Raw genomic sequence first — 14,683 nt, forward strand, 5'->3', positions numbered from 1 at the left:
CCCGGCGGCCCTTCACCCTTCCCCCCTGCACCCTTCACGCCTCGCCCGTCACCGCCGGTACGGGGCCATAATGCGGGGCATGTCGCTTCAGGGGACGGACGCCTACCGGGACGACGACACCACCCTGCCGGCGCTGGTCGTCCGGGCCGTGGCGGCGGCACGTGCGCACGGCTTCGCCCACTCGTGCCGACCCGAACAGGGCCGCCTGCTCCACCTGCTCGCCGCGGGAGCACCCCACGCCATCGCCGAGACCGGCACGGGCTGCGGCGTGGGCCTGGCCTGGCTGGCCTCCGGCGCCCGGCCGGGGACCCGGCTGGTCGGCGTCGAGCGCGACGCCGAGCGGGTCCGCGTCGCCAGGGAGGTCTTCCGGGGGCACACGGGGGTCGACATCCTCCACGGTGACTGGCGCCGCGTCGAGGAACTGGGCCCGTACGACCTGCTGGTGCTGGACGGCGGCGGTCAGGCGAAGGGCGACGGCGCCGCCGACCCGGTCCGGCTGCTGACCCCCGGCGGCACCCTGGTGGTCGACGACTTCACCCCCGCCACCACCTGGCCGCCCCGCTTCGAGGGTGCCCCCGACCACCCCCGGCTGCACTGGCTGGAGCACCCCGCGCTGCACACGACCGAACTCCGCCTCGCGCCGGACCTGGCCGCGCTCGTCGGCACCCGGCTCCGCGACCGCAGCGACCGCAGCGACCGACGAGAGCGACCCGACCGACGAGACCGTTCCGACCGGCGGGACTGACCGGGCGCGGCCAGCGGGTGAGGCCCTGGGCCGTGGCGGGGGTAGCCACGGCCCAGGGCCGGTCTGTGGAGGCGGCGGGCCGCTACCGGGCGTCGGCGACCCGCGCGGTGACGCTCTGGACGGCCTTGAGGGCGAGGTCGGGGCGGTCGGTGTGGATGTAGTGGCCGCTGCCCTCGGCGGTGGTCAGCTCGGCGTCGGTGGAGAGCTGCCGCCACTCCTGCTGGCCCTTGGCCCACATCTTCTCCAGGGCGGGCCCGTAGTCCGGGACCTCGGCGTACTGCGACTCGTGCTTGAGGATCTCGACGGGGATGTCCCCGGCGGCGTGGACCGGGCCGTCCGCGATGACGAACTGCTCCGGGTTCTGGCCCTCGTTGGCGGCGATCGCGCCGTCCCGGACCTGGGTCGCCGGGCCGGTGGCGTCGGCGGGGATGGTGCGGTTCATGTCGCGGGTGAGGTGGGGGACGGTGGCGTCCAGGAGGACCAGGCCCTTGACGCGGTCGGTGTGGTCGGGGGTGTAGCGGGCGGCGATGTAACCGCCCAGGGAGTGTCCGGCCAGGACGACCGGGCGGTCGCCCGCGAGGTGGTCGAGGAGCTTGGTGAGCAGGACGCTGGTGTCGTCGACGGTCTGGAGGGTGCCCGGAGCGGGCTTGTCGCTCCTGCCCTCCCCGAGGCGGTCGTAGGAGCAGACGCGGGAGGTCTTGCTCAGGGACTTCTGCAGGGCGGCCATGTTGTCCAGGCCCTCGCCGCCGCCCGCCATCAGCAGCACCAGCGGCTGCTCCGGGTCCGAGTGGCCCGAGCAGGAGACGTTGACCGTGTGGCCGTCGACGTCGATCTTCTCCGTGCCGGTGAAGGAGGCCCCGGCCGAGGCGCCGGTGTCCTTCGCGTCGGAGTCGTCCTTGCCGTACTCCTCGTTCAGGACGAGTCCCGCGCCGGCCACGGTGCAGACGACGGCGATCGCGGCGACCGCCTTGGCGAGGGTGCGGAACATGGGGGGCCTCCAGCAGACAAGGGTGGGGTAGGGACGCGGTGGTGGGGGAGTTCTCGCGGTCGGCCTGTGGTGCTCGGCGACTGAGAAGGACTCTACGGATCCGCCGCTGCCGGATCGTCACCCCGCGGTGGACACCCGTCCGTAGCTCCCGTGGGGGACAACCGCCCCCGCCCTACGCCCCGTTCGGGCGGGGACTACCGCCCCGCCCCTATGCCCCGTCCGCGCCGATCGACCGCCAGATCCGCTCCGGCAGGACGCGCGCGGCCTCGTCCAGGTCGACGTCGCCGACGGTCAGCCAGCGGCGGCTGACCCCGACGACGGGGCCCAGGAGGAGGGACTCCAGCAGGGCGGGGGGCAGTGGGGCGATCTCGCCCCGCTCGACGTGCCGCACCGCCCATGAGGTGAGCGGAGGCATCCGCGCCTCCTGGACGTCACGGAGTTCCCTGCCCTGCTCCATGCCCACCCGGTCGGCTCGCGAGGAGTGCAGGAGCCGGCTCACGTCGGGATGCTCCTGGACGAAGCCGAGGTAGGCGCGCACCAGTGCGCGCACGCCGGTGCGTGCGTCGCGGGATTGCCCCACCGCGTCGGCCAGTTCGCCCAGCAGCCGGCCGAGCCAGCGCGTCAGCAACGCGTTGACGAGCCCGTCGATGCTGCCGAAGTGGTGGTAGAGGCTGCCCAGGCTGACGCCGCTCGCCCTGGTCACGGCGCTGACCGTCAGCCCCTGTTCCCCCGCCTCCGCGTACACCCGCAAGGCGGCGTCCAGGAGGAGGTCGGAGGTGACCTCACCGCGGTGTTGTTTGGGGCTCATGGGCAGGCACGCTCTCATTCCCTTTTCTAGAATAATTTTCTAGAACTTACTTCCAATCTTAGGCCCGTCTGACTCAGACTGTCCCCCGCGGGACGCGCGGGTCCGCCCGGACTTCGGAGGGGAGCGGGCGGGCCGCGGGTCCCCGACCGACGGGACAACGGGGAGACAGGGCTGACGTGTTGGAGCTGGACGGCAGCGGGGCGGAACCGCTGCGGGACGAGGACCCACGGTGGATCGGACCGATCCCGCTGGTCGGACGCCTCGGGGCCGGCGGCATGGGCCGCGTCTACCTCGGCGTCCACGAGGGCCGGTACGCCGCCGTCAAGCAGCTCCTGCCGTCGGTCGTCGCCGAGGACGAGGACTTCCTGCGCCGCTTCGGACATGAGCTGGACAACCTCGCCCGCTTACCCCGGGAGGCGACCGCACCCCTGCTCGCGGGGGACCGGGCGGCCCGGCCGCCGTGGTTCGCCACCGCCTACGTGCCCGGCCTCACCCTGCGCGAGGCCGTCGACCTGCACGGCCCGCTGCCGGCCGGCGCGCTGTGGCTGCTGCTGCGGGAGGCCGCCAAGGGACTGGCGGCGGTGCACGCGCTGGACGTGGTGCACCGGGACCTGAAGCCGTCCAACGTCATGCTGACCGTCGACGGACTCACCCTCATCGACTTCGGGGTGGCCCGGGCCGCGGAGCAGAGCCAGTTGACCAGGACCGGCATGGTGGTGGGCACGCCCGCCTACATGTCACCCGAGCAGGCCTCCGGGAGACGGGCGTCCAGCGGTGCCGTGGACGTCTTCGCGCTGGGCTCGGTGCTGGCGTACGCGGCGTCCGGGCGGCCGCCTTTCGGCGACGAGTCCGGGCACGCCGTGCTCTACCGCATCGTGCACGAAGACCCCGACCTCCAGCCGCTGCGGGACCTGGACGCGGAACTCGCCGAGGTCGTCGCCTCCTGCCTGGACAAGGACCACGAGGGCCGGCCCACCGCCGCCGAGCTGTTCGAGACCGCCGAGCGGCACGGGCCGTACGAGCCGCCGCTGTGGCCTCGGGCCCTCACCGAGCGGCTGACCGAACGGGCGGCCTTCGTCACGAAGCTGCCGGAGCAGGCGGACCTCCCCGAACCCGAACCCGAGCACGGTCCCGGTCCCGGGTCCGCTCCCGGGTCCGCTGTCGTCGGGCGGCGGGATCCGGTTCGGTCCGACCGGCGGCGCCGGCCCCGCGTTCTCTTCGCCGTCGTCCCGGTCGTGGTGGCCGCCGGGGCGACCCTCGCCGTGCAACTCCTGCCGTACACCTTCGCCCCCGGTGACCGTGCGGACGCGTCGCCGTCGTCGTCCGCACCGGTGTCGAGCGCGCCCGCGGCGTCCCCGGCCGGGCCCGGGAAGGCGTCGCGTTCGGCGACGCCGGACCGGTCCGCGTCACCCTCCCGGTCGCCCGGGGAGCAGGGCGACCGACGGGGCGACGCGGACGGTGGGGGCGGTGCCGCGGGCGGTTCGCCAGGGGAGGCGGCAGCCGGTGGGGCCGGGTCGGGTTCCGGATCAGGTTCCGGTTCCTCCGGCGGCGGAGGCACTGGCGCTGGTACAGGCAGCGGCGACGGCTCCGGTTCTGGTTCCGATTCCGGCTCAGGCTCCGGTTCCGGCTCTGGTTCCGGAGGTGGCGACGCGCCTGGATCAGATGTCTTCATGCTCAAGAACGCCAAGAACGGCCGGTGTATGACCACCGCCTACTCCGACGCGCCGTACGACGGTGACTGCACGGGCGACGCGGCCACCTGGACCTTCCGGAGCAGGCCGGACGGCACCGTGTGGATCATCAACGGGCTCTCGGGCCAGTGCATCTACACCGCGGCGATCGGGCACCCGGTCTTCTCGTTCCCCTGCGGCCGCACCACCGGGCAGGAGTGGCGGGTGGGGTCCGGCGGCACCCTCAAGAACGTCGCGACCGGCGGCTGCGTCACCGTCAGCGCGATGAGCGGCACCGGCGTGCGCAACGAGGCCTGCGACCAGTCCGCGGCGCAGCGCTGGACGCGGAGCTAGGAGGCGTCGTACGCCGCGATCGCGGTCCGGACGAACGAGCGGACCAGCGGGTTCGGGCCGGTCCGCGGCCAGGCCAGCACCACCGGGCTCGGCGGCAGACCGGTCAGCGGGACCACGGCGAGCCCCTCGTCGGGTACGTGGCCGGCGAGGGTCATGCCGACCGTGCCGTTCCACAGGACGGCCTGCTGGCACTCCCGCACGGTGCGCACCACCGGCCCCGGGCGCGGCTCGCCGCCGTTCCAGTACGCCTGCCACAGCGGGTCCGTGCCCGCGGGGAAGCGGAACCAGCGGCGGTCGGCCAGCTCGGCCGGGGTCAGGCTCGGGCGGCCGGCCAGCGGATCGTCGGCGCGCAGCAGGGCGCCCACCGGGTCGGTGCGCAAGGTGTGGGTGGCCAGGCCGGCCGGGTCGAAGGGGCCGCGGGTGAGGGCCACGTCGACCAGCCCGGCGTGCAGGCCGCAGGTGGGGTCGGTCAGGTCGGTCTCGCGGATGGAGACCTCGACGTGTGGGTGGCGCCCGCGGTAGGCGTCGGCCAGCCGGACCACGTCCGGGTCGGTGCTGTCGCCGAGGATGCCGACGGTGAGGGTCGCGGCGCCGGCCGCGGTGGCCACGCGCGCGCGTACCCGCTCGGCCCGGTCCAGCAGGGCGCGCGCCTCGTCGAGCAGCACCGCCCCGGCCGCGGTGAGGGTGACGCCGGCGGGGGTGCGGTGGAACAGCGCGGCGCCGAGTTCCGTCTCCAGCGCCCTGATCGCCCGGCTCAGCGGCGGCTGGCTCATGTGCAGCCGGACGGCCGCGCGGCCGAAGTGGAGTTCCTCGGCGACCGCCACGAAGTAGCGCAGCGTCCGCAGCTCAAGCCGGTCCATCCGGTTCACCCGGTCCATGCTGCGACGATACCCGTGCGGTATCGGGTGTGCGGAACGGGTCTTGGACACCACCGGTGCCCCGGCGCTGGAATCGGGGCATGAGCGAAGAACCGCGGAACAGCGAGAACAACGCGGCGGGGGCGGGCCCCGCCGTGTCGGTGGTCGGCCCGGGAGAGGGCGAGACGATCCTGCTGGGCACCACCCGCATGCGCGTCCTGGAGGACGGCAGCCACACCGGCCACCGCCTCGGCATGGCCGAGTCCGTACTCGCCCCGCACACCCCCGGACCGCCCCAGCACCGCCACGCCCGGCACGACGAGGGCTTCTACGTCATCTCCGGCACGGTCCGGTTCACCGTCGGGGACGAGCAGATCGACGCGACGGCGGGCACCCTGGTGATGGTCCCGCCCGGCGCGCCGCACACCTTCGCCAACGCCACCGGCGAACCGGCCCGCATGCTCAGCACCTTCACCCCCGACCTGTACGTGCAGTACTTCCGGGACCTGGAGGAGCTGTACGCCGACGGCCGTACCCCGACTCCCCAGGAGAGCCTCGGGACGATGAGCCGCTACGCGACCGAGCCCGCCACCGAGTTCGCCCGGCCCCGGGGGAACGGGTCGTGAACGTCGCGTACTGGATCGTCGCCGGACTGCTCGCCGCCTTCTACCTCTACGCGGGCGCGCTGAAGGCGGTGCGCAGCCGGGACGGGCTGCGGCCGATGATGGCCTGGGTGGACGGCATGCCGATGCCCGCCGTCCGGGCCATCGGCGCGGTCGAGGTGCTCGGCGCGGCCGGGCTGGTCCTGCCGCCGCTGACCGGCGTCGCGCCCTGGCTGGCCCCGGCCGCGGCCGCCGGGTTCGTCCTCCTGCAGATCGGCGCCACCGGGGTCCACCTGCGCATGGGGGACCGCAGGGTCGCCCTGAACCTCACCCTCCTGGCCACCGCCGCCGTCACCGTCGGGCTCGCCACGACCTGGCTGTGACCCGGCGCCCGCCGTCAGTCGCGCGGCGGCGGGGCGTGCCGGGCCGCGTCCATCAGCCGGCCCGCGAGGTCCGCGACGAGGCCGCGCAGCTCGTCCGGCCGCTCGACCACGAACGGGCGGTCCAGCGAGGCGAGCACGCCCGGCACCCAGTCGAGGCGCTCGGCCCGGATCTCCACCCGGCACCACGCCCCGCCCTCCCCGTCCCCCTCGTCGTCCGGGGTCACGACCGCCACGCTGCCCGGGAGCCGGGCGCGGACCTCCTCGGCCGTCCCCCGGACCCGCACCGTCACCTCGTGCCGGTGGGGCGCGGTGGCCAGCGTCGTCAGCACGCGCTCCGCCGGGCCGGGGCCGGGCGGCGGTGCGAAGGTGCCGGGCAGGACCCGCGCCGTGTCGATGCGGTCGAGGCGGAACGTCCGCTCCGCACCGGCCGAGAGGTCCCGGCCGGTCACGTACCACCGGCCCGCGTGCGCGACGAGCCCGTACGGGTACACGGTGCGTTCGCCGCCCCCGCCGCGCCCGCCGGTGTACCGGATCGCCAGCGGCCGGTGGTGGCGCACCGCGTCGGCCACCGGGAGCAGGACGGCGGCCTCGGGGGCGGCGGTCCCGGCCGGGGCGGTCGTGAAGGTGAGGGAGTCGAGCACCGCGTCCAGGCGGTGGCGCAGCCGCTCCGGCAGCACCCGCCGCACCTTGGCCGCAGCCGTCTCGCCCGCCGTGCCCGCCGCCGCCGTGATCCCCGTCCGCCGCCCGGCGACCAGGCCCAGCAGGACGGCCAGCGCCTCGTCGTCGGTCAGCATCAGCGGGGGCATGCGGTGGCCGGGGGCGAGCCGGTAGCCGCCGTAGCGGCCGCGCACCGACTCCACCGGGATGTCGAGGTCGACGAGGTGGTCGACGTACCGGCGCACCGTGCGCTCGCCGACACCGAGCCGGTCGGCCAGTTCGGCCACGGTGCGCACCCCGCCCGACTGGAGCAGTTCGAGCAGGGTGAGGACGCGGGAGACGGGACGTGACATGGGCGCAAGTCTGCCGCCGATACCGGCCGGATTGTGACCGGTATTGCTCCTAGCGTGGGCCGGGACAGCACCGCACGAACCGGAGTGAACCGATGAATCTCGTCTCGATCCGCGTCATCACGGGCGACGTCGCCCGCCTCGTCGACTTCTACGAGCGCGCCACCGGCCTGCCCGCGACCTGGGCCACCGAGGACTTCGCCGAACTGCGCACCCCCTCGGGCACCCTCGCGATCGGCAGCACCCGCACCGTGCCGCTCTTCGCCCCCGGCTCCGCCCACCCGGCCGCCAACCGCAGCGCGATCCTCGAGTTCCTCGTCGAGGACGTGGACGCCGTGCACCGGAACCTGGCCGGCTTCGTGGACGAGTTCGTCAGGGAACCCACCACCATGCCCTGGGGCAACCGCGCGCTCCTCCTGCGCGACCCCGACGGCAACCTGGTCAACTTCTTCACCCCCGTCACCCCGGCCGCCGTCGAGAAGTTCGCCGGCGTCGCCCGCTGACGACCCCCCTATGCTGGACCCGCCCGCAGGGGCGAGGACCGCACGCCGGGAGGGATCTGTGTCAGCGCTGGAGCCGGACGACCCGCGCTCCGTCGGGGAGTACCGGCTGCTGAGCCGGCTGGGCGTGGGCGGCATGGGCCGGGTCTTCCTCGGCCGGTCCCCCGGAGGGCGGCTGGTCGCGGTCAAGGTGGTGCACGCCGAGCTGCTGCGCCGGCCCGAGTTCCGCGACCGCTTCCGCCGCGAGGTCCGGGCGGCCCGGATGGTCAGCGGCGCCTTCACCGCCCCCGTCGTCGACGCCGACCCGGACGCGCCCCTGCCCTGGCTGGTCACCAGCTACATCGCCGGGCCGTCCCTGGAGCAGGCGGTGGCCGAGCGGGGACCGTTCGACCCGCAGGCGGTGCTCACCCTGGCCGCCGGGCTCGCCGAGGCGCTGGTGTCGATCCACGCCGCGCACCTCGTCCACCGCGACCTCAAGCCCTCCAACGTGCTGCTCGCCGAGGACGGGCCGCGCGTCATCGACTTCGGCATCGTCCGCAGCGTCGACGCCGACTCCCTCACCGGCACCGGGCACATGGCGGGCTCCCCGGGCTTCATGTCCCCGGAGCAGGTCAACGGGGACGAGGTCACCTGGGCCAGCGACGTGTTCTGCCTGGGCGCGGTCCTGGCCTTCGCGGCGACCGGCGCGGGCCCCTTCGGCGCCGGTCCGACGCCCGCGCTGCTCTACCGCGTGGTGCACAACGCCCCCGACGTGGCCCCCGTCACCGACCCGGCCCTGCGTTCCCTGATCGCCGACTGCCTCGCCAAGGACCCGGCCCGCCGTCCCGCCCCGCGCGAGATCCTCGCCCGCATCGGCCCCCTCGGCGGCGAGAGCGCCACCGCCCTGCCGCACGCCCAGCAGTGGACCCCGGCCGTCCGCCCGACCCGCGCGGACGCCGTGCCCACCCAGATCGTGCCGCCGCCCGCCCCGGCCCCCGCGCAGGCGCCGACCCGGGTCGACCCCGCCCGTCCGCCGGCACCCGCACCGGGACACGCACGCCCGGCGGACGTACGCCCGACGGCGACCGGGGGCGGCGGCCGCCGCAGCCGGCGGGCCTTCCTGCTCTCCGGCGCGGGCGCCCTCGCCGCGCTCGGCGTCGGCACCGGGTTCTGGCTCAACCGCCCGGCGGCCTCCGCCCCGTCGGGCACCCCGGACGGTTCCGCACCCTCGCCGTCGCCCTCCGCCGCGACCCCGCCGCCCCCGGAGCCGGTCGGACTCTGGCCGCTCGACGAAACTTCCGGCGCCGTGGCGCGGGACACCGCGGGCGGGCACGACGGCACCGTGACCGGGGTCGCCTGGCAGGGTGCGGGCCAGGGCGCCGCCTTCGACGGCACCGGCAGCCAGATCGTGACCGCCGGACCGGTGCTGGACACCGGCGAGGGCCGCAGCTTCACCGTCGCCGCCTGGGTCCGCCTCGCCGTCCTGCCGGGCACCTTCGCCACCGCCGTCAGCCAGGACAGCGCCGACGCCAGCGGCTTCTACCTCCAGTACTCCAGCGAGGACCACGGCTGGGCCTTCTCCCGCCCCGGTCTGCGCGCCGTCGGCCGCACCGCTCCCGCCGCGCACGTCTGGACCCACCTGACCGGCGTCTGCGACGGCCGGGCCCGCAAGCTGCGCCTGTACGTCAACGGCGTCCAGGAGGCGGTCGTCGAGGACACCGGCCCCGCCCCCGCCACCGGCGCCTTCGTCATCGGCCGGGCTGCCTTCGACGGGCAGCCCCGCGACTTCTTCCCCGGCGCCATCCGCGACGTACGGGCCTTCGACCGGGCACTCGGCCCGGCCAGGGTCGCGAACCTCGCGTGACCCGGTTGACGGAGGCTCATCAACGGTCGGCAGGGCGGCAGTTGGGGCGCTCGTGCTAAAGATGTAGCGTCCAGCAGTGGCCGCGGCTCCCGCACGGAGCGCGCGGCGCCGGCGAACGGGGAGAGAGTTGAGCGGGGAAGCCGGATCCGGCCTCACGGGCAGTGGTGCCGAGCCGTTGGAGGACGACGACCCGCGCCGGATCGGACCGATCCCGCTGCTGGGCCGGCTCGGGGCCGGCGGCATGGGCCGCGTCTACCTCGGCGTCCACGAGGGCCGGTACGCGGCCGTCAAGCAGGTGCTGCCGTCGGTCGCCGGGGAGGACAAGGACTTCCTGCGCCGCTTCGGGCACGAGCTGGACAACCTCGCCCGGCTGCCCGAGGAGGCCACGGCGCCGCTGCTGGCCGGGGACCGGGAGGCCCGGCCGCCCTGGTTCGCCACCGCCTACGTGCCCGGCCTCACCCTGCGCGAGGCCGTCGACCTGCACGGCCCGCTGCCGGCCGGCGCGCTGTGGCTGCTGCTGCGGGAGGCCGCGAAGGGGCTTGAGGCGGTGCACGCGCTGGACGTGGTGCACCGGGACCTGAAGCCGTCCAACGTCATGCTGACCGTCGACGGACTCACCCTCATCGACTTCGGGGTGGCCCGGGCCGCGGAGCAGAGCCAGTTGACCAGGACCGGCATGGTGGTGGGCACGCCCGCCTACATGTCACCCGAGCAGGCCTCCGGGAAGCGGGCGTCCAGCGGTGCCGTGGACGTCTTCGCGCTGGGCTCGGTGCTGGCGTACGCGGCGTCCGGGCGGCCGCCTTTCGGCGACGAGTCCGGGCACGCCGTGCTCTACCGCATCGTGCACGAGGACCCCGACCTCCAGCCGCTGCGGGACCTGGACGCGGAACTCGCCGAGGTCGTCGCGTCCTGCCTGGACAAGGACCACGAGGGCCGCCCCACCGCCGCCGAACTCGTCGAACGCGCCACCGCGCGCGGACCGTCGGCCGCCGCACCGTGGCCCCGGGACATCACCGAGCGGCTGGCCGAACGGGCCGCCTTCGCCGCCCGGGTGCCCGAACCCGTACCCCTGCCCGAGCCGGACGAGGCGGGCGGACCGGACGCTGCAGACGGGCCGGACAAGACAGGCGGGCCGGACAGGACAGATGGGCCGGACAAGACGGGCGGGCCGGGCAGGACGGGCGGGCCGGACGCGGCGGAGAAGGCGGCGCCCGCCGCGCCGTCCGTCCCCGTGGTCACCGGGGGACGGCCCGAGAAGCGTGAACGGCGGGGCCGTACGAAGGTGCTGGCGTTCGTGATCCCCGTCGTCGTGACCGGGACGACGCTCGGATTCACCCTGCTGCCGCACGTGATGGACGACGCGGACCGGGACGGGAACACGGCCGCACCGCCCGCGGCCACCCGGACGGCCGCCCCGGCCTTCACCGGCCCGAGCGCCTCCGCCTCCCGCAGCCCCGACGACGGGAAGAAGGACGACCGGGACAAGGGCGGGGACAAGAACAAGGACGAGGACAAGGACTCGGAGAGCGGGAAGGACGGCGACGGCGGCGCGTCCGGCGGAGGCGGCGGCGGAGACGCGGCCGCCGCCACGCAGGGGGCGTCCGGCGGCGCATCCGGCCCGGGGGGATCCTCCGGCGCGGGCGGGGCGTCCGACCCGGGCGGCTCGTCCGGCTCGGACACGTCCACCGGCTCCGGAAGCGGGTCCGGGGAGAGCGGTTCCGGCAGTGACGGCTCGGACGGCGGCGGGGCCGCGTCGGGCAGCTTCATGCTGAAGAACGGGTCGAGCGGGAAGTGCATGTACGTCGGCACCCCCGTCGACGACGGCAACTGCTCGGGCGACATCGCCGTCTTCCGCTTCCAGGACACCTCGGGCGGGGCCTTCCGGATCCTCAACGTGGGCACGGCCGAGTGCATCCACTCCAGGTCCGCGAACGCCTGGCTCGTCAAGGACAGCTGCGGCTCGTTCGGCGGAGAGTGGCGGGAGGGGGCGAACGGCTCGCTCCAGAACCTCAACACCGGTGGCTGCCTCGACCTCAACCGGCGGGCGTCCAGGATCGGCCTGACCACCACGACCTGCACCGGCTCCGACTCCCAGCGCTGGACCAGGATCTGACGGAGCGCAGCGTCAGGGCTCGTCCCGCCTGCCCCCGCTGCGGTCCTCGTCGTCCTTGTCGCCCTTGCCGTCCTGGTCCTCTTCGCCGTCCTTGCCCAGCGACTTCAGGAACTCGGGATTGTCGTCCGGCGCCACCCACTGCCGCCGCCCGCCGCCCTGCCACGGGGCGGAGCCGGCGGGCTGCCGCTTCTTGCCGGCGATGATCCAGGAGATCGAGCCGACCAGCGGGAAGAGCAGCACGAGGATCGCCCACAGCGGCTTGGGCATGTGGCGGATGTCGGCGTCCTTCGTGCTGATGCAGTCGATGAACGCGTAGACGCTCAGTGCCAGCGGCACGAGGAACATCAGCACCCGGAGCATGGGCCTCTCCAGCTCAAGCGAGGGGTGGGGACGCGTCACGGCCCCCAGGTACAGGGCCAGGGTAGCCGCTCGGGGATACTGGACCGCATGGCTTACGACGATCTTCGCTCCCTGCTCAGGGCACTGGAGCGCGAGGGCGACCTCAAGCGCATCAAGGCCGAGGTGGACCCGTACCTGGAGGTCGGGGAGATCGTCGACCGGGTGAACAAGGCGGGCGGCCCGGCGTTGCTCTTCGAGAACGTGAAGGGCTCCGACCTGCCGCTGGCGATGAACGTCTTCGGCACCGACCGCCGCCTGCTCAAGGCCCTCGGCCTCAAGTCGTACTCCGACATCTCGGACAAGATCGGCGGCCTGCTGAAGCCCGAGCTGCCGCAGGGCTTCGTCGGCGTGCGCGAGGCCTTCGGGAAGCTCGGCGCGATGACGCACGTACCGCCGAAGAAGGTGAAGCCGGGCACCGCGCCCGTCCAGGAGGTCGTGCGCACCGGCGACGACGTGGACCTGGACCGCCTCCCCGCCCTCTTCACCTGGCCCGACGACGGCGGCTCCTTCTTCAACCTCGGGCTCACCCACACCAAGGACCCGGAGACGGGCATCCGCAACCTGGGCCTCTACCGGCTGCAGCGCCACGACAAGCGCACCATCGGCATGCACTGGCAGATCCACAAGGACAGCCGCAACCACTACCAGGTCGCCGCCCGCCGCGGTGAGCGCCTGCCGGTCGCGATCGCCTTCGGCTGCCCGCCCGCCGTGACCTACTCCTCCACCGCCCCGCTCCCCGGCGACATCGACGAGTACCTCTTCGCCGGGTTCCTGCAGGGCAAGCGGATCGAGATGGTCGACTGCAAGACGGTCCCGCTGCAGGTCCCCGCGCAGGCGGAGGTGGTCCTGGAGGGCTGGCTGGAGCCGGGCGAGATGCTCCCCGAGGGCCCCTTCGGCGACCACACCGGCTTCTACACGCCGCAGGAGCCCTTCCCCGCCCTGAAGATCGACTGCGTGACGATGCGGAAGCGGCCGCTGCTCCAGTCGATCGTGGTCGGCCGCCCCCCGACGGAGGACGGTCCGCTGGGCAGGGCCACGGAGCGCTTCTTCCTCCCCCTCCTCAAGATCATCGTCCCGGACATCGTGGACTACCACCTCCCCGAGGCCGGCGGCTTCCACAACTGCGCGATCGTCTCGATCGACAAGAAGTACCCCAAGCACGCGCAGAAGGTCATGCACGCCATCTGGGGCGCGCACATGATGTCCCTGACCAAGCTGATCGTGGTCGTTGACTCCGACTGCGACGTCCACGACCTGCACGAGGTCGCCTGGCGGGCGCTCGGCAACACCGACTACGGCCGCGACCTCACCGTGGTCGAAGGCCCGGTCGACCACCTCGACCACGCCTCCTACCAGCAGTTCTGGGGCGGCAAGGCGGGCATCGACGCGACGAAGAAGCTGCCCGAGGAGGGGTACACGCGCGACGGGGGCTGGCCGGACATGGTGCTGTCCGACCCGGATACGGCGGCGAAGGTCGACCGCCGCTGGAAGGAGTACGGACTGTGACGTCGGCTTCCGCCGCCCTGCCGCAGCAGCCGGGGCGCACCAAGGCCTTCCTGCGCCTGGTGATGATCGAGCACTCGGTGTTCGCGCTGCCCTTCGCCTACATCGCCGCGCTGACCGCGATGTACCGGTGGGACGAGAACATCCACTGGGGCCGGCTGCTCCTGGTCACCGTCGCCATGGTGGGCCTGCGCACCTTCGCGATGGCGGTCAACCGGATCATCGACCGCGAGATCGACGCCCGGAACCCCCGCACCGCCCACCGCGAGCTGGTCACCGGCGCCATGTCGGTCAGGCACGCCTGGACCGGCGCGCTGATCGCGCTGGTCGTCTTCCTCGGCGCGGCGGCCCTGCTCAACCCGCTCTGCCTGGCCCTCGCCCCGGTGGCCGTCGTGCCGATGGTGGTCTACCCGTACGGCAAGCGGTTCACCAACTTCCCGCAGGCCATCCTCGGTCTCGCCCAGGCCATGGGCCCGATCGGCGGCTGGCTGGCGATCACCGGCGAGTGGTCCTGGGAGGCCGTGATCCTCGGCCTCGCGGTCGGCATCTGGATCGGCGGCTTCGACCTGATCTACGCCTGCCAGGACGTCGAGACCGACCGGCAGGTCGGCGTGAAATCCGTCCCGGCCCGCTTCGGCATCCCCGCCGCCATCTGGGGCGCCCGCGCCTGCCACACGGTGACCACGGCCCTGTTCGTCTGGTACGCCGTCGCCACCGACGCCGGTGTCTTCTTCTGGCTCGGCCTGCTGATCGTCGCGGGCGCGTTCCTCTACGAGCACACCATCGTCCGCCCCACCGACCTGACCCGCCTCAACAGGGCGTTCTTCAGCGTCAACGGCTTCATCGGCATCGCGCTTTTCGTATGCGCGCTGCTGGATCTGCTCGTACGGGGCCTCACGGTCTGAAAACCC

General features: G+C 74.0%; 14 protein-coding genes. 9 read left to right on the forward strand and 5 right to left on the reverse strand.

The window, feature by feature from the left end:
• Positions 1 to 79: 79 nt before the first annotated feature.
• Positions 80 to 745 carry an O-methyltransferase gene (locus tag K7854_RS21145; RefSeq protein WP_226028113.1) on the forward strand — a complete coding sequence of 222 codons (666 nt, stop codon included), beginning with the start codon at positions 80 to 82 and terminating at the stop codon, positions 743 to 745.
• An 82-nt stretch (positions 746 to 827) separates the two neighbouring features.
• Here the strand turns inward: K7854_RS21145 and K7854_RS21150 are convergent, their stop codons facing one another.
• Positions 828 to 1,733, reverse strand: coding sequence for an alpha/beta fold hydrolase (locus K7854_RS21150; RefSeq protein ID WP_226028114.1), 906 nt, complete (start codon positions 1,731 to 1,733; stop codon positions 828 to 830).
• 208 nt (positions 1,734 to 1,941) lie between these two features.
• Complete coding sequence (locus tag K7854_RS21155) at positions 1,942 to 2,541, reverse strand: TetR/AcrR family transcriptional regulator (protein WP_226028115.1); 600 nt, start codon at positions 2,539 to 2,541, stop codon at positions 1,942 to 1,944.
• Between the two features lie 176 nt (positions 2,542 to 2,717).
• Between K7854_RS21155 and K7854_RS21160 the strand changes: the two genes are divergently transcribed.
• Complete coding sequence (locus K7854_RS21160) at positions 2,718 to 4,565, forward strand: serine/threonine-protein kinase (protein ID WP_226028116.1); 1,848 nt, start codon at positions 2,718 to 2,720, stop codon at positions 4,563 to 4,565.
• Here the strand turns inward: K7854_RS21160 and K7854_RS21165 are convergent.
• Positions 4,562 to 5,443, reverse strand: a complete 882-nt coding sequence (locus tag K7854_RS21165) for a LysR family transcriptional regulator (RefSeq protein ID WP_226028117.1) — start codon at positions 5,441 to 5,443, stop codon at positions 4,562 to 4,564. The two genes, K7854_RS21160 and K7854_RS21165, sit on opposite strands and share 4 nt — an antisense overlap.
• Before the next feature lie 80 nt (positions 5,444 to 5,523).
• Here K7854_RS21165 and K7854_RS21170 point away from each other — a divergent pair, with 80 nt between their 5' ends.
• Positions 5,524 to 6,048: a cupin domain-containing protein gene (locus tag K7854_RS21170; protein WP_226028118.1), complete on the forward strand. Its 525-nt coding sequence runs from the start codon at positions 5,524 to 5,526 to the stop codon at positions 6,046 to 6,048.
• On the forward strand, positions 6,045 to 6,407 hold the full coding sequence (locus K7854_RS21175; protein WP_226028119.1) for a DoxX family protein: 363 nt from the start codon (positions 6,045 to 6,047) through the stop codon (positions 6,405 to 6,407). The genes K7854_RS21170 and K7854_RS21175 overlap by 4 nt, the downstream gene beginning before the upstream one ends.
• A gap of 14 nt (positions 6,408 to 6,421) precedes the next feature.
• Here the strand turns inward: K7854_RS21175 and K7854_RS21180 are convergent, their stop codons facing one another.
• Positions 6,422 to 7,417 (reverse strand): helix-turn-helix transcriptional regulator, encoded by a 996-nt coding sequence (locus tag K7854_RS21180; protein ID WP_226028120.1) that lies wholly within the window; start codon positions 7,415 to 7,417, stop codon positions 6,422 to 6,424.
• Positions 7,418 to 7,509: 92 nt separating this feature from the next.
• Between K7854_RS21180 and K7854_RS21185 the strand changes: the two genes are divergently transcribed.
• The 3 genes from K7854_RS21185 (at position 7,510) to K7854_RS21195 (ending at position 11,870) form a co-directional block, all read left to right on the forward strand.
• Entirely contained in the window at positions 7,510 to 7,917 is a 408-nt protein-coding gene (locus K7854_RS21185; protein ID WP_226028121.1) for a VOC family protein, read from the forward strand.
• A 58-nt stretch (positions 7,918 to 7,975) separates the two neighbouring features.
• Complete coding sequence (locus K7854_RS21190) at positions 7,976 to 9,757, forward strand: protein kinase domain-containing protein (RefSeq protein WP_226028122.1); 1,782 nt, start codon at positions 7,976 to 7,978, stop codon at positions 9,755 to 9,757.
• Between the two features lie 127 nt (positions 9,758 to 9,884).
• Entirely contained in the window at positions 9,885 to 11,870 is a 1,986-nt protein-coding gene (locus tag K7854_RS21195; protein ID WP_226028123.1) for a serine/threonine protein kinase, read from the forward strand.
• A 12-nt stretch (positions 11,871 to 11,882) separates the two neighbouring features.
• On the opposite strand, the gene K7854_RS21200 is transcribed toward K7854_RS21195, so the two are convergent.
• Positions 11,883 to 12,230 (reverse strand): PLD nuclease N-terminal domain-containing protein, encoded by a 348-nt coding sequence (locus tag K7854_RS21200; RefSeq protein WP_226028124.1) that lies wholly within the window; start codon positions 12,228 to 12,230, stop codon positions 11,883 to 11,885.
• Positions 12,231 to 12,317: 87 nt separating this feature from the next.
• Here K7854_RS21200 and K7854_RS21205 point away from each other — a divergent pair, with 87 nt between their 5' ends.
• Complete coding sequence (locus K7854_RS21205; protein ID WP_226028125.1) at positions 12,318 to 13,775, forward strand: menaquinone biosynthesis decarboxylase; 1,458 nt, start codon at positions 12,318 to 12,320, stop codon at positions 13,773 to 13,775.
• A complete protein-coding gene (mqnP, locus tag K7854_RS21210) occupies positions 13,772 to 14,677 on the forward strand; it encodes a menaquinone biosynthesis prenyltransferase MqnP (protein WP_226028126.1) in 906 nt (301 codons plus the stop codon). Before K7854_RS21205 ends, mqnP begins: the two co-directional genes overlap by 4 nt.
• Positions 14,678 to 14,683 lie beyond the last annotated feature (6 nt).

The organism is Streptomyces hyderabadensis, assembly GCF_020404845.1.
Taxonomy (GTDB): Bacteria; Actinomycetota; Actinomycetes; order Streptomycetales; family Streptomycetaceae; genus Streptomyces; species Streptomyces hyderabadensis.